Raw genomic sequence first — 18212 nt, 5'->3', positions numbered from 1 at the left:
CTCATCATCTGATATTTTACTGTTAATGCGGGATTTATAAGTTCCGCAAGTCACCTTTAGGTTTGTTTTCTGTAAAAGAGAAGCCCTAAAACTGATATTAAGATCGTACTCAGCCATACTATCCAGTCGTTAAAGCTTACAGCTATGAAAAATACTATCAAGATATCTGCAAGCAGGGGTAACACCGGTAGACCACGGATGCTTAATGGAATTTTAAAGTATCTTCTCTTATCGGGATTCCGCAATCTTAGAGCAATCACAGACATGTTCACTAGGATGAATGCGATCAGGACTGAGAGACTGGCTGTTTTACCGACCAGGTCTATTAATTCATACTGGAAGCCCCCGAAGGATAACCTCCACCCCGTAACCTGTGGAAGATAGTCTGTAAAGAGCACGAGGAAAATAGAGAGGGCACCGGTAAATATGACGGCAATACCTGGCGTTCGACGCCACTTGTCTACATTACCAAAAGAGGAGGCTATCACGCCTTCCTTGGATAGTCCATACACAAGCCTGGAGGCTGATACAAGAAAACCTAATACAGTGTTTGTTGTCGCGAAGAGGGCTATAGCTGACAGCAGAGAGTACACTGGAGGCCACACGCGTGCGGCGGCCTCAGCTAGAGGTGCCTTGCTGCGCGCCAGTTCGTCCCAGGCCATTAGACGCACAACAGCTAGGGTAACCAGGAGGTAAACCACCGTCGTAACGGTTATTGCGAGAACAATGGCTTTTGGCACTATTTTTTCTGGATTTTTTGTCTCCTCGCTGAGAGTTGGCTGGTATTCAAAACCTGTATACGCGAAGTAGAATATAGAGGCTCCCACCATTACAGCCAGGATCGGATTAACACTGGGATTAAAAGAGAGATAGTTGGGAGAACGGACCGGGAATAGGAAGCCCAAAGCCGCCACGAGTAGCAGCCCGGATGCTTCTATAATGGTGAACACTGCTGACAAAGCGGCACTCTCCTTGATACCCCACCAATTGAGAAAGGTAAGGAACACTAGAAGAATTATCGTGACAGGAACCATGTTCGTAGAGGACATCCCTGTTACGCTCAGGAAATATCCTGCAAACCCTAGACCAGCAGTAGCAGCTCCTGCTACGCCTCCGAAGAATATAAGCCACGCAGATATGAAGGCTAGAATTCTTAGATCAGGAAAAGCTTTCTCGATGTATGTATGGGTGCTAGCAGCTGTCGGAAACATCGATGCGAGTTCTGCGTAAGAAAAAGCGGTGGAGAGGGCAATTAATCCTGAGAAGGCCACGCTAATCCATACAGCATCTCCCACAAGACCCGCTGCACGCCCTACCAATACATAGATGCCGGCGCCGAGGATGAGCCCTACCCCAAATAGGGTTGCATAGCCTAGTCCAAGCTCTCTCTTTAGTTCCGTCATACGATATGTTGATTCGTCTCTATATTAAATGTTCTATTATGAATATATGAGAAAATAATACGGAGTTTCTTTAAATTTTATTTGAATTATTCCTTGAACTCCGCTGTAATAGCCTCAGGATAACTACCGGTCTCTTGCCAAATTCTTAGGTCTTTAGCTATTATTTTCACGGGCTTCCCGTTTTGTAGCTCAAGAACTATTTTACCTGTTATAAGCTTGTTCGTTCCTATTTTTTCCTCAAGGACGAAGCCCAGTTTCTGAACAAGCCTGGTAAGCTCTCTGCGGTATTCTTGGATCACGTTTCGGTTCTTAGCCCCGATGGCACCCCATAGATACTTAATGAAGCTTACACCGGTGGGGTTTACTGGTCTTATAACCTCGACTTCAATTGTTTCACTCATACAAGATTAAAATAATAAGCAAAGTAAATATACTTAGTGTTTTTTACCAGAGGACCCGCGTTATTTTCAAGTTGTCGCTAGCTTCCTTAATCCTAAGCCAGTCCTCGATACTCATCCTCCAACCCGCGCCTCCCGCATTACTTTTAACTTGCTCTTCGTTCTTGGCCCCTGGTATTGGAACAACGTTTGGACTGGACATTATAAGCCAGTTGAGTGCGACCTGTGAAGGCTCCCTACCATACTTTTTCGCAACATCCATCAGGACCTCTACGACCTTGTAGACATTCTTGAAGTTCTCAGGATGGAAGACGGCCTCACCCCCTCTAACGTCCTCGAATTTAGGTAGATTTTCAGGAGTATATTTTCCTGTGACAGCCCCTTTTGCCAGTGGACTCCATGCTAGAACCGTGAGCCCCTCGCGTTCAGCATATGGTATAAGTTCCTTCTCAGCGTCTCGCTCTACAACGTTATATCTAATCTGCAGGGAGACCACGTCCTCGGTAGATAAGCAGGATCTCGCCTCTTCAACGAGAATCGGGGGGAAATTACTGAGCCCGAGGTACCTAATCCTTCCCAGGTGGACTAATTTTTCCAGGGCACGCATATACTCGCAGGTGGGGAAGTTGTGCCAGCAGGGGGGCCAGTGAACCTGCATTAGATCAATCGTTTTCACCTGGAGTCTACTGATGCTTTTCTCGACGGCCTTGTAGACGTCGTGCTCGGCCAAGAAATCCCCCGGGATCTTTGTGGCAATTAGAAAGTGTTCCCTAAGGTTGAGCTCTCGGAGCGCTTTCCCAATAAACTGTTCGCTCATCCCTCTCCCATAGACTTCAGCCGTGTCAATAAGGTTAATCCCCTGGTTGGCAGCCTCGATAATGACCTTTTTAGCTATCTCGTACTCAGTTACTCCCCAGCTCTCACTAAACTGCCATGCCCCAAGACTTATCCTAGAAATCTTTTCCCCTGTGTTACCTAGGAATGTGTATTCCACGGAAACCGATAATATCTGCGAGATTAAATAAGTTTCGTGTATAGTGGAAGTTATAACTTTACAAGAAGAGGGTACTCGGTACCCGAAGCCAGAACAATTCTAATCTCGTGCAAAACTCCTATAGGTTCTACTTGGACTCTTAGGGTAGCCGCTTCTCCAGGAGTTACAACTATGTTCTGAGGATAATACTTGCCGTCTGCTTTAACCGCAACTATACTAACGGGTTTAGGCCCTTTATTCTTCACCTGAATGCTGATGGTTTGGTTGCCTAGAATGACATAACTGATATCAATTAACTCGGTTTGCATGTAAGGGGAAGTGATATTAGAGGCAAAAAGTGCTAGGGCAATGGCGATGGAAACTGTAACTCCGATGAGAATTATGATTTGCAATACCTCCATATTGTGTAGTCTTAAGGAACGTATTTTTAAATTTTTATCTAGGAAAGGGGTGGAATAACGTGTTGCTTAAGCTCTTTTATTTTCAATCCAAGAAGATTATTTTTTATAGGCAACATATTAAGTAATTTTTTAGAAAAATTTATATAAATCTTTAAGAATGTAAAAACCGAGCTTGAATGTCTTCATACTTAGAATGGATGTTGAAGGTCCTTAAAGAGTCCATCGAGCTTGCAGGCCTCCCACAGGAGACTTACGATTATCTGAGCAAGCCTGACAGGATCCTTATGGTTAAAATACCTGTTAAAATGGATAATGGTAAACTTGTCGTATTTGAGGGATATAGGGTTCAACATAATGATGCTCTCGGACCCTACAAGGGAGGTATAAGATTTCACCCTGAAGTAACTTTGGAAGAAGGCATAGCTTTAGCAATGGGTATGACTCTTAAAAACTCTCTCGCCGGCATACCCTATGGCGGTGGCAAGGGTGCGGTGAAATGCGATCCTAAAATGCTGAGCTTGCGAGAACTTGAGCAGTTAAGCCGTGGTTATGTTAGGGCTATAGCATCGATTATCGGACCGGAGCAGGACATCCCAGCTCCTGATGTAAACACTAATCCGCAAATAATGGCGTGGATGGTTGACGAGTACAGCAAGCTGAAAGGCTACAATGTTCCAGCTGTTTTCACCGCTAAGCCGCCGGAGCTCTGGGGGAACCCAGCTAGAATTTATTCGACAGGCTTTGGAACAGTCATCGCTGCTAAGGCTGCAGCCGAGAGGTGGCTGGACGGTTTCGAGGGTAAAACTGTAGCGCTACATGGATTCGGTAATGTTGGACAGTACGCCGCCCTATGGGCGACCCGCCTAGGAGCCAAGGTCATTTCTGTAAGCGATATAACGGGAACAGTTTATGATCCCAACGGTATAGATCCAGAGCTTGGGATGAGGGTTGTTAAGGAGACTGGAGGGATAATTAACTATCCAAAGGGCAACAAGCTCAACGATCCTGAGGCCTCCCTATATGCGGAGGCTGACATCCTGATCCCAGCTGCAATAGAGAACGCGATCACAGAGCGCAATGCAAACAAGGTAAAGGCGAGACTTATAATCGAGGCTGCAAATGGCCCTACAACGCCGGAGGCCGAAAAGATACTCTACTCTAGAAAAGACTTCATAGCCGCAGTACCCGACATCCTGGCTAACGCCGGAGGCGTTATAGCGTCTTATCTTGAATGGGTGGAAAACCTCCAATGGTGGTTCTGGGACGAGGAGGAGACTAGACAGAGACTCGCCTCTATAATGGAAAAGAACTTTAAGCGAACCGCGGACCTCTGGGAAAAGCTGAAGGATGAAAGATCAGATAGGCTAGTGACGATGCGCGACGCGGCTTTCGTCTTAGCTTTAAGGAGAGTGTATAACGCGATGAAGCTAAGAGGATGGCTTTAAAACCGTCCAGTTAGCAAATCTTTATTAAGCATCTCTTCATTTTCAATTTTTGATAATCATGTCCGAACAACCACCTCAACTTCCTCCACCTCCACCACCGCCACCTCCTCCTAAACAGCGACCCTTAGGTATCACTATTCTCTCTATCCTTGGGTTTATTTCTGCAGCACTATTCATTCTAGCGGGAATTTCCTTCATCGTTCTCGGACCATTAATCACTCATGAGCTTACAGCCATGGGCGAACCAGCATTTGTGATAGCCGTGGCTGGAGCTCTCGGATTCTTCTTCTTGGTATCTGGAGGCATAGCATTCCTTGTAAGCTGGGGCTTATGGAAAGGTAAGAGCTGGGCATGGTGGCTCAGCGTAATACTGGGTATACTTTCATTGTTGTCTTCACTCGTAAACATTGCCATGGGTGAGATCACCTCGCTTGTATCCTTGGTGATAGATGCGGTAATCCTGTACTACTTCTTCAAGCCGCACGTTAAGGACTTCTTCGGAGTCAAAGTTTCCTTCTCGACCTAAATTTTATTTTTTTAAAAAAAAATTCGTTTTTATCTGATTTTTTTTATAATGAGTTTAGCGTGGACTTTTTAACGTGATTGCGTAGCTATAATTGAACCGTGAAGAGGCTGGCCGCGCCTGAAGACGTGATGAAAACCTAGGAAAAGGATTGAACTAAATACTATTTAAAAGCCGATCAGGTTTCTCATGCACAGGTGATTATAGTGACCTCACCTCAAGTTAACGTGACAGTTAACCTCAAGGGTGAAACGGTACTAATACCCATTTCGAGCGAAGCCAGCATAAAAATTGAAAACCACGCGAGAAGAAGGGTTCAGGTGGATTTGAACATCGAGAAGATAGAATGGGGTCTTGAACACTCGATACTTAAAGTCGAGTTCAAAGATAAAATACTATACATCGGCTCTAGTAGTCCAAGAATTCAAAAACAGAGTTTCAGCTTAGAACCCGGTGAAAAATCAACACTCCAATTCAAAGTGATAACTCCTCCACGTCTCGCCAAGACTTCTCCCACAACTATTAGACTGGAGGTAAACTTCCGGAACGACGAGGAGAAGACGCTGCCCGTCATCCCTGAACCCACTGTGCCAAGGTCCAAGACTTAGAATAATCGTGTCACTGCGCTGAATTATAGCATAAACAAGATATATTTTAATATGTCTATCATCCTTTATACATGATGTATTATGGGTGAACCAGCTAATATTCCTGAAGAGAAGCTCTACGAGATGCAAGCCAGGCTTTGCAAGTTTATGAGCCACCCCCTTAGACTCCAGCTAGTCAAACTGCTCGAGGATGGAGAAAAAAGCGTATCAGAGCTTGTGGAGCTTACCGGGCAGCCGCAACCCGTTGTCTCCAGGCACCTTGGATACCTCCAACAGCTCGGAATCATCGCGTCGGAGAGGAGGGGAAACAGAGTATACTATAGCTTAAGGTACCCGGAACTCTTCCAGGCCTGCAAGCTCCTCCGGAGCGTCCTCATAAAGATACTCGAAGAGGGCCGCAGCCTAGCCCTAGTTTTAGAGTAGCTTCCTTGAAATGCAAAACAGCTTCTCCCTTGAAATACAAGCGTAATACGCTGTTTTGTGGACGCAAAACTGCAAGACCCGAGAACATCAAAAATCCAAAAAACCCCCAAAACGAGGAAAACCTCCGCCAAAAACCTTGATAAAACACGCAACACGGTACGGTTTAAAGAAACCTTTAAAAAATAAAGCCATTCACCGAATCACCCATAACATTAGAGCTTTCTGAGAAAGCAGTGAGGTTAAAGCCAATCCTTGGGTATTTTTTCCTGCTCCTCCCTAACCCTCTGGATTATAATCTCGGATCTTTCCAGGGTATAGATCCACGCCCTATGAATCCTATCAAGAACTTCAGCGGTAAGTGGGTATGACTGGGGAACGAAGACCCTACCTATACTTGAGCGTTGAAGAATCCACTCGCGGAAGTGGTTCTCACCCAAGCTTTCCAAAGTAGTTCTCGAGATGTTGCCTCCTCTGATCCAGTAGAGGTCCCTGATATAATTTCCAGCTATTATCCTATGAAAGCTTCTTTCGTTTTCTTCCGTGATCTTCAAACCACTGAGGTACTTGTAAGCCATGCTTAGGAAGTTTCTTTGTTCCGGAAGAAAGAAAGCACCACTAGCCGAAAGCAGAAATTGCTCCGAATGGAGAAGCACATCAAAGGAGCCTTTCAAGTAAACAATGGAAGAGGTTAGATATGAGGAAAGAATGCTTTTAATGAGCCTATCAAGCGCGCTTTTTTCATCTTCTATGAGTATAGATCCTGCCTTTACTAACTCTAGGATCTCCTCGTCAACGAAATACCCCTGGAGTACTACTTTACCAGCCTTAGCGAATGCTGGTACGGCGAAGACTCCCGCTTCAAGTGCGGATAAAGGGTTAGTTTCAGTGTTGACAAATTTTACCGTTTCAAGGAGTGAATTTTGCTCCAATAGTTGATATACATGGAAGGAGTCTGAGCATCTTGGGTGTGCGTAGATTGTTATCATGAGTAGTTGAGTATGGTCGGCTAAAATTATCCTTTTCGTTATAGGTGCTCGGGAGATAAAAAGAGATTTTACTGGGAAATTTATCTATTTTATACAGTGATTTCCGTAATATGAAATACGTAATACGAATTTCATATCACGGAATTTATAATACATGATATACTATACATTATGCATCTTTCGTTTTCTTCATTGCTAAATCTCAATATGTTTTCTGATTTTTTCGGGGTAACTTGCATTTTTTCGATTGATTATGTGGTAGAATTCTATTTTAAACTAACATTTACGTTAAAAATATGGGAATTTATTTTAAAGATTATGTTTTTTAAACCGAATATTTTCATAAACATCGATTATAATATAATCGTAATATGGCCGTAAACTCTCGACTTCATCTCAAGGGCTAATTTTTATTTCACGCAGGGTCCCATAGTGTATGTGACTGGATCGATTATAATCCGAAACGCTGAGTTCATCTTGACTATGGATGGAGTAAATGGCTTGCTTAGAAGACAATCCATTTTAATCAAGGATGGAGTTATAGAAGCCATCGGAGACTACGCTACTATAGTATCAGCATACGGACAGCCTGACGATGTGATTGATGGGCGTGAAAAAATTGTGATGCCGGGGCTCATTAACGCCCATACTCATATCGCTATGACTGGTTTCAGGGGGCTCGCGGCTGATGCTGGCGAGGTCATCTACAAGGTTTTTTGGCCTTTGGAGAAGAGTCTTACCCCGGATGTCGCATACAGGCTGGCACTTTTAGGCGCGTTAGAGGCGGTTAAAAGCGGTGTTACCGTTATTGCCGATCACTATTTCTTCATGGATGAGATCGCTAAGGCTGTTGAAGAAGTAGGTATCAGAGGTTTTCTGGGCCATACATACATGGACATAGATGGTCCTTTCGTGGGAAGTGAGGAGTTGCGTAAGGCCCTTGACTTTGTGGATAAGTGGAAGAACCACGAGCTTATAACGCCTGTCCTCGCGCCCCATGCAACTGATACCGTGCATAGAGAGAATCTGGTCTTCCTGGCCGAAAAGGCGAAAAACGATAAGCTATTTCTACACTTACACTTGGCACAAACCCAGAGGGAATTTAAGGTAGTGCATGAGAGGACTGGCTTTACTCCCGTTAAATATGCCTTGCACTTGGGTCTTCTTGGTGGCAGGACTATAGTGGCTCATGCAAACTATGTTCTTAACGAGGAGAAAGCCCTCCTTGCACACTCCGGAAGCATAATAGCACAGTGCCCTACAACCTATCTTCTCTCGGGGACGAGGTTCCATGCTTATGATTATTGGCAGCTTGGGGGAAACATAGCTATAGGCACTGACGCCCCCTGCTATAACGATAACACTGACTTCTTCGAAGAGATGCGGCTACTCATCTTCGGTCAGAGACTGTTGGCCGAGAGGGTCGGTTTATGGAACGCTTACGATGTCTTGGAAATGTCTACGCGATCCACTGCACGGCTTCTAGGGCTTCGAACAGGCATAATTAAGAGGGGGTTTGAGGCTGATCTAGTCTTGCTTGACATCAAGAAGCCACATTTGAGACCCGCCTTTAACCCGTACGCTCTAGTCGTATACTCGGCCACTACTGGTGACGTTGACACGGTTATCGTTAAGGGAAGAATTGTCGTTAGAGGCGGGAGACACGTGGGTCTTGACGAGGAAAGAGTAATTCATGGAGGCGAGGCAGCCGCGATGTCCCTCCTTAGAAAAGCTTTGAACGAGAATCCAGAGCTCGAGAATTTGCTGAAGGTAAAAGAAATATAGTCGATTAAGTTTTTCAAGTTATGGCCAAACCCCTCCACATACTAGCTAAACCCGGGGACGTCGCGCCCCGCGTTATTGTGTCAGGCGATCCCGCCCGCGTCAAACAACTTTCAACGATGCTTGAAAATGCAAGACTAGTAAACGAGAATAGAGGCTTTCTAGTATATACTGGGAAGTGGAAAGGTGTAGATGTTTCCGTGGCGACACACGGGATAGGGGCCCCATCCGCTGCGATCGTTTTCGAAGAGCTGATAATGCTGGGAGCGAAGCTTCTCGTAAGGTTTGGCACGTGCGGTGGGTTGATGCGCGAGATGAGGGTAGGAGACATGGTGATAGCTACCGGTGCCTCTTATGCTCCAGGAGGAACCTTGAGCACGTATTCTAAGAACGACTGCATGGTAGCAGTTCCCGACTACGATGTGCTCCGGCTTCTTGTAGAGAAAGCAAAGGAGCACAACCTCAGGTACTTTGTAGGTCCCGTTATCAGCAGCGACAACTTCTATGCTGGAGTCGAGTTTCTCAACGAGTGGATTAAACGAGGAATGATCGCCGTGGACATGGAGGCGGCAACGCTTCTCGTCCTTTCGAGAATACGTGGAGTTAAAGCTGGAGTATCATTTGTGGTCAGTGATGTTATCGGAGAAGTGTACGCGAAGATGGCTACAGCGGAGGAGTTAAAAGCTGCTGTGGACAAGGCTGCACGTGCCGTCTTGGACGCTGTTGTTTCGATTCCTTTATAGAATTTTAGATAATCATGAACATCATCGATTTTTCTCTGAGAAGACTCGTTGATCTTTATAGCCTAGCCTCATCGCTGACTGGTGATTCTGCTCTCTTACTTTTTCCGTCATGTAGGCTAGCTGTCCCTCGCAGTGAGATACACGAGGCTACGCTAAACTATGCACATATCTTTATCTACAAGGACTACGAGAGATTTGAGGAATTTCGTGCAGGGGGTTCAGAACGAGTCGTGGACATAGGTGGATACCTGGGCCTATATAGCGTGAAGAACCTGAAAGCTGGAAAAAGAGTTAAGGTAACTGTTGTGGAGGCGAACCCAGCTCTTTGCAAATACATTTACTGGAATCTTAAACTTAACAAGGTTGATGAAAGAGCAAAAGTTCTCTGCGTGGCTGTTGGTAAGAGACGAGGATGGGGCTGGTTTTACCTGGGAGAAAGTTTGGTGAACTCTTCTCTTATTAAAGGCTATGTAGAGGATTTTTCAAGGGTTGTAGGCAGGTTAAGAGTCTTTAAACTGACCTTGATGGATGCCCTAAAGATGTCTGGATTTAAGAAAATAGATCTCTTAAAGTTAGATGTCGAGGGCTCTGAGGGGGATGTTTTAGAGGAGTCTACCAGAGCGCTTGAGGAGTTTGACGTTGAGAAGATAGTTGTAGAGATTCATGAGGGTTACTCTTCATTAAAGCGGCTCGGCAAGGTCCTAGAGGAGAGGTACCGGTTAATCGTTGTAAATGACGGGGAGACGCCGCATCAAAGCTTCCTTTACGCGTTGAGCAGACGGTAAGCCTAAAATATGGATTATTATAAGATTTTTCTATGCCTTTTCATATAAAGGTTGATAGGGTTCCTCCCAGGGTTCTCGTGGTTGGAGACCCCGGTCGTGCAAAGCTTCTTTCCCACACGATATCAAACGCTGTCCTGGTCAACGAGAACAGGGGTTTACTCGTTTATACAGGAGTATGGAGGGGGGTTGAAGTTGCGATAGCCACGCATGGAATGGGAGGAGCGGGTGCTGCGATTGTTTTTGAAGAATTAATTCAGAGTGGGGCTAAAGCCATAGTACGCCTAGGTACCACTGGAGGCCTTAGTAGTAGGGTCTCTGTCGGTGATCTCGTTGTTCCCACAGCTGCTCATTATTACCATGGGGGTCTTTTTAGGCAGTATTTTGGAGACTTGAGTGTATCAGCAGCCCCGGATCTCGAGCTTGCATGGTTCCTGTTTTCCAAAGCCCAACAAAGAGGTTTTCCTGTCCACGCTGGACCCGTTGTAAGTAGCGACGCCTTCTATGCAGAGGATAAGGCCATAGCTGAAAGGTGGGCAAGCCTTGGAGCATTGTCGGTTGAGATGGAGTGCGCAACACTGTTCACTATAGCCATGTTGAGAGGCATTAAGGCAGCTGCAGTACTTGTAGTCAACGGGCACTTGCTTGAAGAAGACAAGAGGATCGTTTCCGAGGAGGAATTGCTTGAAAGAACTAGGATGGCGGGTACCCTTGCACTGGATACACTTGTCTCTATTAAGGTGTGAGGCTTGACTTGCGAGCACTTTCACGCTTACAAGCGCCTTACTGAGACTAATGTAGCCTCAAAACTCATACGTGAGACTCGCCGCGTTCTAATATACGGAGCGTGTGTAAGGGACGAATACCCCGAAATATACGAGAGCTTTTCGCAGGGAAGAACGCCGCTGGCTGTGTGTCTAGAGTCAGAGCACTTTAACGTTGTGGCTCTAAAGGTGGCCTCCATGTTTGCACGTGTGAACCTCGAGGAGGTGGTTGTTCTGACGGTAGACGGGTCTCCCCATTGTGTAGGGTTGCATCATGCTGTTGAAGAAGCTGCTAAGGTGTCTGGTAAAGACGTCATGATAAGGCATGTAGTCATAGAGGAAGGTTCGCCTATTGAGGTGAGTAATCAAGCTGTTAAAACCGCGAGATATCTCTCTAGGGTTGAGAGGCTTATGAAAAAGAACTTATGAAAAGAAAAAGATAAAGGTATCAAACGTTAAAATGATTCTGTGGCACAACAGAGAAAGTGGAGCGTATTTGTGGCTATCGTCGCAGTTTTTTCTGCACTCTGTGCAGCTATAACTGCTATTGTTTCTGTTCCGAGTCCCACGGGTTATACGCATATAGGTGACACGGTCATTTATCTAGCCGCTTTACTCTTTGGCAGTCAAGTCGGGGCTGCTGTTGGTCTAATCGGACCAGTGATTGCTGACATAATAGTCGGGTATCCAAGATGGTACGTAACCCTAGTGGCTCATGGTCTACAAGGTTACATTGCAGGGTTTGCTAAAGGCAAGAGTTTTCGGACAAAGGTTATGCTCATGATAACAGCTGGACTGGTTATGAGCTTTACATACTTTGTTGTGAATGTATACGTCAAAGGCTTAATCCCGGCCCTGACATCTCTTATTCGAGATATAGGGGGGCAGACACTTGTCTCCGTAGTTCTTTCGGCTTTACTTGTTAGACCTCTCGAGAATAATTCGGTCATTAGGAAGGTCTCACAAATGATTTAACCTGCTTTCAACCTGAAATTAACAGCAACATGTATGAGCAGGCACTATGAAGCGGTTTGGAAGGACAAGCCGACGGTCTTTTCGTTTCTTGGAGTTTATTTACTTTACTCCCTGCCCCTCCTAAGCTTAGTACTTGCTCATCTTTTATGGCTGGGTTTGCCTGTAGAGTTTAAGACCCAGCTCCAAACACTATCTCCGATATTGCTATGGATTACAATGCTACACTTCCCCTCCAGCCTTATTTATGTTTCAGCTTTTCTAATCTCCACCGCTTTAGGCGTGTTAAACTGGATAGTACGGGTAGACCTTAAGCCACTTGTCTTCACTCTGGGAGGCTTCGTTGTAGTAGAGGCTACCAGGAGGCTTAGCATAGTACCCGGGGATTTTAACACCCTCATCCTCCTATTCTTAGCTTATTCTTTGATTGGAGTCCTAGGTGTAGATCTATACCGGAGAAGCTTCACTTATTACGTCTTCCCGGACACAATTGTGATAAAAGGCGGCTTCGTAAATAAATGGGAAAGAGTAGTTAGAAAAGATTTTGTCAGCGATGTTGTAGTCATAGTACCATTTCTCGGACACCTTTTTGGCTACGCTCACATATTACCTGTTACCCAGAGCCAGATAGGACTTGGAGACACATTCAGCCTTAGTGGAGTCTCAGTTGAAAAAAGAGGGGTGGGAGTCCTGGTTGGAGGTGGTAAGAGAGTTGTGGGTGTAGAGCCCAGACCCTGGAATTGTATTTTTGGAGTGAGAAATTATAACGACGTGAAGAGGGCTATTCTAGAGCGATAATTCGAGAGGCACTTTAAAGATAAAAGATGCAGATATGGAGAGAATGAGTAGTAGAATCACCGCTAAAAGGAATAAAACATCTAGAATTGTTATTGTAGTTTCTTCAATAAATGTCCTTGAAGGGTACCTGCCAAAGCCCCTGGATTCCATCGCAATGCCAAGCATAACAGATCTCCTAACGACTAAATAGAGAAGAGGGGCTGCCACAGAGATTATTAGCTGCCAGGGCCTTGAAAGCTTCAAGTAGCCTTTCATTTTCCTGAAGGCTACCATGTTCTCTAGATCTCTCCTTACCAGTGGAAACATTCTAAGTGTGACAAAAGTCATGTAGGAGTATATATAGGGCACTTTTAGTTGCAGCGTCAGAGCTGAGGCAAGCTCTTGGGGTCCTGTTGTCGCGACAAAGAACATGGAGTAAAGGATAATTATGAGTATTCGAGCTGACAGTAGAAGCGTCTTATACAGCGCCAGAGAGGGTTCAAGCCCAATGTTTAAAGTGAACAGAACATAAGTTACCCATGTATAGCCGATGAGTGTAGAAGCTACCCCCGTAAGAATAAACTTATGTATTTTTGGTCTTGAGAGAAAAACCAGTAGGAGTGAAACAGCAAGGTTTACGATAGTTGTAATGATATTCTGAAATAATGCTACTGTAAAAACTGCTACCGTCACCGCGAAGAGTTTCACGACCGGGTTGATTTTTCTAAGCAATTCCGTACTCTTACCTGTCATATGTTGAGAACACCGCGTTTCGCATTTCTCGCATAGCGATTTCTATCTGCTCAGAGCTAAAAGCTTCTCGAAAAACGGGTGGCGGGGAGAAGTTAAGACCCTCCCAGACCCTTTGCTGCTTAAGTAGATCGCTAAAAAATCCTTGAAAAATAATCTTGCCTTCTGAAAGGCCTATAAGTCTAGCATTGAGGAGGGGAAGAACCCATGTATCGTGTGTAACCATTATCACTGTTTTTCGCTTATCAAGCATGCTTTCAATCCACTTTAGGACAGAAACGGTGTGCCTTAGATCCAAGCCAAATGTGGGTTCATCGAGTAGAAGAATTGGCCTGTCAAGAAGCTCCATCTCGATAAGAGAGATCAATCTCTTCTCACCCTGACTAATCTCGTACACACCGCTTTCAGCCAGATGGCTTAAACCTCTGTCCTCGAGTGTCTTCATAGCGACCTTTAAGGCCTTTTCCCTTGAGAGTCCTCCTGCGATTAGGCCAGACACAACCTCTTCGATCACCTTGCGTTCTGTAAACTGGTGTTCAGGTATCTGTGAGACATAGGCAACCTGCGAAAGTGCTGGTCTCCTACCCAGGACAATTACACTTCCTGAGTATCTCTTTATAAGCCCGGCAATTACCCGCAAAAGAGTAGTTTTTCCGCTACCGTTGGGGCCCACAATGATTAAAAGCTCTCCTCTGCTGACTTTAAAGGATACATTCTTCAATACGGCCTTCTGATCAATAATCACGCTGAGTTTTTCAGCCATTACCACAGAGTCCTCTCGAGTGGTATTAGCTCTTGAAAAATCTACTACTGGTTTAGATAATTCCGATCTATTTTTAAGGGTAGAAAAAGGCAACCAGATACCGGCCTGAGTAAGACTTTCAAAGGGTATCTTCTCAAGGAGCTCGTTAAAATTGCTTGCTAGTATGCCTCTCCCATTATTTAGAAAAAGTATTTTATCGATAAGTCCCTCCAGGTAGTCGAGCCGATGCTCGACTAGAATTATCGTACCACCCTCACTCTTATACCTCCTTAATATCTGATATATTGCAAGTGATGACTTTGGGTCTATGTGGGCTGTAGGCTCATCCAATAAGAGAACTTTAGGCTTAAAGCAGAGAACGCTAGCCAGAGCAAGCCTTTGCTTCAAACCAGTTGAAAGGGTATCTGTCTGCTCGTTTTTGTATGGTGCGAGGTAGGTGTCCTCAAGGCATTTCTCCACCCTTTCAAATATGGACTCCTTCGGATACAGGAAGTTTTCGAGTGGAAAAGCAACTTCTTCAAATACGGAGTCCATTATTATCTGCGCCTCTGGATCCTGAAAAACGATACCAACGTCCCCAGCTATTCCCCTCAAGCCCTCGGAGGCTGGATCGTGCCCGACTATACGTATGTCTCCCTCAACTTTCCCTACTATAAGTTCGGGAATAACACCGGATAAAGCGAGTAAAAGGGTAGACTTTCCTGAGCCTGTGGGACCTAAAACTAAGAGAGTTTCCCCACTCCTCAGTGTGAAGGAAACATCCCTTATTACTGGGAATTCTTTAAACCCTAATGAGACGCTGAGGGAATCGACTGAGACTGTCTCCAAGTGACTTCACCGATTTAGCCACCTCAAAGGGGTCAAGGATAGGAGTTGATCTAGCCACAGCGTCGATTACCGCTTTAACGAGTATCCCCGCGAATATTCCTCCACTGACGAAATACAGAGACCAGAAGACTACTCTCTGCTCGGGGGTTAAGGGCTCAGCTATCCCGTATAGGATAGTGTCAGCAGGTGCCGCCCAGAGAGCAGGCATGGCACCAGCCAATGTCATCGTGACCCACCCCCACCTTTTGTACCGTGTAGCCATGAAGGTTAGCTCAGAGAGTAGACCTTGCATGAATCCATAGAGGAGAACTGTCGAGGAAAACTGGGACCCGTATGCCATTTCCATTATGGATGCTAGAACCTCGCCTAGCAGAGCCACTCCTGGCTTTCTTATTATGTATGCGGGGATGGTTGCTCCTATAAACCACATTCCATATATAATCGGGAGGAAGAGTAAACCTAGGATTAGCTTTGTGGCATCCCACACGATGTTCGACCATACAAGAAAGATAGCCCCTATTACCGTGGATATCGCTGCTGTGAAAACAAGTTCAACTACTGTTAACCGTGTTTTCATTTCAACCGCTGATTAAAATCTATAATCTGGTTATAAAGTTTTCTCATAAAATGTGAAATTTAATGTTATTTTCTATAACCAAGTTATGAGGAGGATGGGATATATGCAAGTGTTATATTTTACGTATATTTTCTTTCAAGCGAAGATTTATAACCTAGTTTTATATGAGAGACTATGTATATCGATGTTCCCGGAGGGAATAGCCTTCAATATATTCGTCCCGGGTTTTCGCAAGATCCTAGTAAATGAACTGAGAAAAAGAGGTCTTTCGCAGACCGAGATTGCAAGAGCGCTCGGGGTTACCCAGGCAGCTGTTAGCAAGATGATGAGAAACAATAGGAACTCTATCATAAGAGACATGGAATTATTGAATGTGCAGATATCCGAGATAGAGTTGATAGCTAGAAAGATCGCTGATTATGTCGCTAAGGGTGAAATAAACACTGCCGGGATGTTGGCTAACAGGTATTGGCTTTTGATTCTGGCAGGAGGAGATGCTTGCAAAGCTCATGAAAAGTATGGTTGGAGAAGAAGTGAGTGCTATATCTGTACAAAAATGGTTTATCCAGACCTTGATGTGAGTAAGGGTCTAGCTATGGCTGATATTGAAAGAGCTCTCATGATCTTGTCTTCCTCAAATGAGTTCCCTTTTTTAATCCCAGAGGTTTTATCGAATCTTGCGCTGGCTATTCCTGGTGCTAAGGGTCTGTTCGATGTCGTCGCGATTCCTGGTAGAATCTCACCTGATAAAAGGGGTGGTATTCTGTACAGGAAGCCAGAGTTTGGGGCTAGCCGGCATTTAGGAGGTGTTCTCTTGTCCATCGATGGGAAATATAGGGCAGTGATGAATATAAAGTATGATCGATTTGTAGAAGAAGCGCTCGTGACGATGGACTTGAAGTTTAAGGAGTTCAGTAGTAGTGAGTATCCTGCGGCTAACCCTGTAGCCGCAGCAGCACCCGTACTTTTCGATGAATGCCCTGACTGTCAGATACTTGTGGATAATGGAGCGGACTATATTGAGCCAAACGTGTACATTTTTGGGAGACGTGCCGTAGAAGTTGCTAATATAGCGGTATCACTAGCTGAAATCTATGTAACTATTCTTAGAAAACATAATCTACAATAATCTCTTCTATCGCAATAGTTAAGCGTGAATAAATATTAATAACCCTTTAAACTACTCTCTTTTGACTAAGAATGGGGGAAGGATCTTTAGGGGACCTCTCCGTGGGTTCTCCTCGTGAGAACGCCATTCAACTACTCAGGATGCTGGGTCTTACAGGCCTGGAGGCCGAACTATATTTGATTCTCCTGGAAAAAGGACCCCTTAGCGCTCCCGAGATCTCGGATTATCTTGTTAGGCATCGTCCTCAGATTCATGTCGCTCTTACACGCCTCTCCTCTAAAGGTTATATAGAGGAGCTAGGGGGCCGTCCAAAGAAGTATCGGGCTGTTGACCCTCAATTACTAACTAGTATGTTCATGCGGGAGTTTAACGCTTTAACGACGAAGGCTCTTGAATACATGAAGAGCATTTCTAAACCTTCTTTCGAGGAAAAATTCGGAGTCTGGATTATTCGGGAACCCGAAGTAGCGAAGAGTAGGATATCCCAAATGCTAGACGAGGCTAAGATTGATGCTCTCGTGATGGGGGATATCAAGTTCATACATCTTCTGAGCGACAAGATCGACGCGGCAATTAAACGGGGTGTAAGCGTATATGTCCTTAGCTATGCTCTGGGGGAGCGGGGAGCTAAATTTATCATTGAAGATATGCCGTTCCTTAAAAAGCTACGTGTAGCTATTTCAGGGGACATAGTGGTAGTTGTTGATTCTTCCCTAGGTGGCGTCCTAAAGGCTAGACCGACTCTACCACTCAAACATGGCTTCCTTCTAGAAGAGAGAACACTGGTTGATTATCTGTCTCACGACTACGTCAATAGATGGGTAAGCTCTAAGGTCGTTGTAGATGATAAATTTAACTTTCCTTTAAGGTTCACTTTTCATCGCATGGCTTTGTATGAAACTAGGAAGCTACTTCTCGAAAACAAGAAACTCCGACTGATTGCCGAAGGATATGAGGTAGATACTGGTGCTAAAGTGAAGGTGGAGGGACGTATTGTAGACGCTGTCCTAGACTTGCCGGCCGGTTATGCTCACTTTAAAGTCGATACAGGAACAAGCATAATACGGGTTGGAGGACTAGACGCTATAGCTGAAGAGGTTGCTGGCGAATACTTTGAAATACACGAAGAGACGGGCTGAAGACAATCATATCGAATACAATATA

21 protein-coding genes are annotated in these 18212 nt (G+C 45.0%); 13 read left to right on the top strand and 8 right to left on the bottom strand.

Features of this window, described 5'->3' with window-relative positions:
- Positions 1-56: 56 nt before the first annotated feature.
- From ACP5KC_RS00375 to ACP5KC_RS00360, 4 genes are all read right to left on the bottom strand, one after another.
- Positions 57-1403, bottom strand: a complete 1347-nt coding sequence (locus tag ACP5KC_RS00375) for an APC family permease (RefSeq protein WP_428286710.1) — start codon at positions 1401-1403, stop codon at positions 57-59.
- A gap of 86 nt (positions 1404-1489) precedes the next feature.
- Complete coding sequence (locus ACP5KC_RS00370) at positions 1490-1804, bottom strand: hypothetical protein (RefSeq protein WP_052883528.1); 315 nt, start codon at positions 1802-1804, stop codon at positions 1490-1492.
- 43 nt (positions 1805-1847) lie between these two features.
- Positions 1848-2795 carry an aldo/keto reductase gene (locus ACP5KC_RS00365; protein ID WP_424737656.1) on the bottom strand — a complete coding sequence of 316 codons (948 nt, stop codon included), beginning with the start codon at positions 2793-2795 and terminating at the stop codon, positions 1848-1850.
- Positions 2796-2845: 50 nt separating this feature from the next.
- Entirely contained in the window at positions 2846-3196 is a 351-nt protein-coding gene (locus tag ACP5KC_RS00360; RefSeq protein ID WP_428286709.1) for a hypothetical protein, read from the bottom strand.
- 176 nt (positions 3197-3372) lie between these two features.
- Here ACP5KC_RS00360 and ACP5KC_RS00355 point away from each other — a divergent pair, with 176 nt between their 5' ends.
- From ACP5KC_RS00355 to ACP5KC_RS00340, 4 genes are all read left to right on the top strand, one after another.
- Positions 3373-4641, top strand: a complete 1269-nt coding sequence (locus ACP5KC_RS00355; protein ID WP_273434321.1) for a Glu/Leu/Phe/Val family dehydrogenase — start codon at positions 3373-3375, stop codon at positions 4639-4641.
- A 58-nt stretch (positions 4642-4699) separates the two neighbouring features.
- Entirely contained in the window at positions 4700-5167 is a 468-nt protein-coding gene (locus ACP5KC_RS00350; protein ID WP_428286708.1) for a DUF7144 family membrane protein, read from the top strand.
- 203 nt (positions 5168-5370) lie between these two features.
- Positions 5371-5772: a hypothetical protein gene (locus tag ACP5KC_RS00345; RefSeq protein WP_428286707.1), complete on the top strand. Its 402-nt coding sequence runs from the start codon at positions 5371-5373 to the stop codon at positions 5770-5772.
- Between the two features lie 81 nt (positions 5773-5853).
- Positions 5854-6195 (top strand): ArsR/SmtB family transcription factor, encoded by a 342-nt coding sequence (locus ACP5KC_RS00340; protein ID WP_428286706.1) that lies wholly within the window; start codon positions 5854-5856, stop codon positions 6193-6195.
- A 239-nt stretch (positions 6196-6434) separates the two neighbouring features.
- Here ACP5KC_RS00340 and ACP5KC_RS00335 read toward each other — a convergent pair whose 3' ends face one another.
- Positions 6435-7181, bottom strand: coding sequence for a hypothetical protein (locus ACP5KC_RS00335; protein ID WP_052883521.1), 747 nt, complete (start codon positions 7179-7181; stop codon positions 6435-6437).
- Positions 7182-7619: 438 nt separating this feature from the next.
- On the opposite strand from ACP5KC_RS00335, the gene ACP5KC_RS00330 reads away from it, so the two are divergent.
- The 7 genes from ACP5KC_RS00330 to ACP5KC_RS00300 are packed head-to-tail and all read left to right on the top strand — an operon-like array spanning position 7620 to position 13022.
- Positions 7620-8966, top strand: a complete 1347-nt coding sequence (locus tag ACP5KC_RS00330) for an amidohydrolase family protein (protein WP_052883520.1) — start codon at positions 7620-7622, stop codon at positions 8964-8966.
- Positions 8967-8986: 20 nt separating this feature from the next.
- Complete coding sequence (locus ACP5KC_RS00325) at positions 8987-9706, top strand: purine-nucleoside phosphorylase (protein ID WP_052883519.1); 720 nt, start codon at positions 8987-8989, stop codon at positions 9704-9706.
- Between the two features lie 14 nt (positions 9707-9720).
- Entirely contained in the window at positions 9721-10491 is a 771-nt protein-coding gene (locus tag ACP5KC_RS00320; RefSeq protein WP_424737640.1) for an FkbM family methyltransferase, read from the top strand.
- Between the two features lie 32 nt (positions 10492-10523).
- The gene (locus ACP5KC_RS00315) at positions 10524-11234 is read left to right on the top strand and encodes a purine-nucleoside phosphorylase (protein ID WP_273433145.1); all 711 of its coding nucleotides are present in this window, start codon (positions 10524-10526) and stop codon (positions 11232-11234) included.
- Between the two features lie 3 nt (positions 11235-11237).
- Positions 11238-11681 (top strand): hypothetical protein, encoded by a 444-nt coding sequence (locus tag ACP5KC_RS00310; protein WP_273433144.1) that lies wholly within the window; start codon positions 11238-11240, stop codon positions 11679-11681.
- Positions 11682-11720: 39 nt separating this feature from the next.
- Positions 11721-12227 (top strand): ECF transporter S component, encoded by a 507-nt coding sequence (locus tag ACP5KC_RS00305; protein ID WP_273433143.1) that lies wholly within the window; start codon positions 11721-11723, stop codon positions 12225-12227.
- A 33-nt stretch (positions 12228-12260) separates the two neighbouring features.
- Positions 12261-13022, top strand: a complete 762-nt coding sequence (locus ACP5KC_RS00300) for a PH domain-containing protein (protein ID WP_428286705.1) — start codon at positions 12261-12263, stop codon at positions 13020-13022.
- On the opposite strand, the gene ACP5KC_RS00295 is transcribed toward ACP5KC_RS00300, so the two are convergent.
- The 3 genes from ACP5KC_RS00295 to ACP5KC_RS00285 are packed head-to-tail and all read right to left on the bottom strand — an operon-like array spanning position 13011 to position 15919.
- A complete protein-coding gene (locus ACP5KC_RS00295; protein ID WP_052883513.1) occupies positions 13011-13754 on the bottom strand; it encodes an energy-coupling factor transporter transmembrane component T family protein in 744 nt (247 codons plus the stop codon). The two genes, ACP5KC_RS00300 and ACP5KC_RS00295, sit on opposite strands and share 12 nt — an antisense overlap.
- Positions 13744-15342: an ABC transporter ATP-binding protein gene (locus ACP5KC_RS00290; RefSeq protein WP_424737632.1), complete on the bottom strand. Its 1599-nt coding sequence runs from the start codon at positions 15340-15342 to the stop codon at positions 13744-13746. Before ACP5KC_RS00290 ends, ACP5KC_RS00295 begins: the two co-directional genes overlap by 11 nt.
- Positions 15296-15919, bottom strand: a complete 624-nt coding sequence (locus ACP5KC_RS00285) for an ECF transporter S component (RefSeq protein ID WP_052883511.1) — start codon at positions 15917-15919, stop codon at positions 15296-15298. The genes ACP5KC_RS00290 and ACP5KC_RS00285 overlap by 47 nt, the downstream gene beginning before the upstream one ends.
- 184 nt (positions 15920-16103) lie before the next feature.
- Here ACP5KC_RS00285 and ACP5KC_RS00280 point away from each other — a divergent pair, with 184 nt between their 5' ends.
- Both ACP5KC_RS00280 and ACP5KC_RS00275 read left to right on the top strand, forming a co-directional pair.
- Positions 16104-17048: a thiamine-phosphate synthase family protein gene (locus ACP5KC_RS00280; RefSeq protein ID WP_424737628.1), complete on the top strand. Its 945-nt coding sequence runs from the start codon at positions 16104-16106 to the stop codon at positions 17046-17048.
- 71 nt (positions 17049-17119) lie between these two features.
- Positions 17120-18187, top strand: coding sequence for a TrmB family transcriptional regulator (locus ACP5KC_RS00275; protein WP_424737626.1), 1068 nt, complete (start codon positions 17120-17122; stop codon positions 18185-18187).
- Positions 18188-18212: the final 25 nt, after the last annotated feature.

The organism is Infirmifilum sp. (assembly GCF_049970975.1).
In the GTDB taxonomy this organism is placed as follows: domain Archaea; phylum Thermoproteota; class Thermoprotei; order Thermofilales; family Thermofilaceae; genus Thermofilum; species Thermofilum uzonense.
Note: the sequence above shows the minus strand (reverse complement) of the source record. Positions and strands in the feature narration are given on the sequence as shown.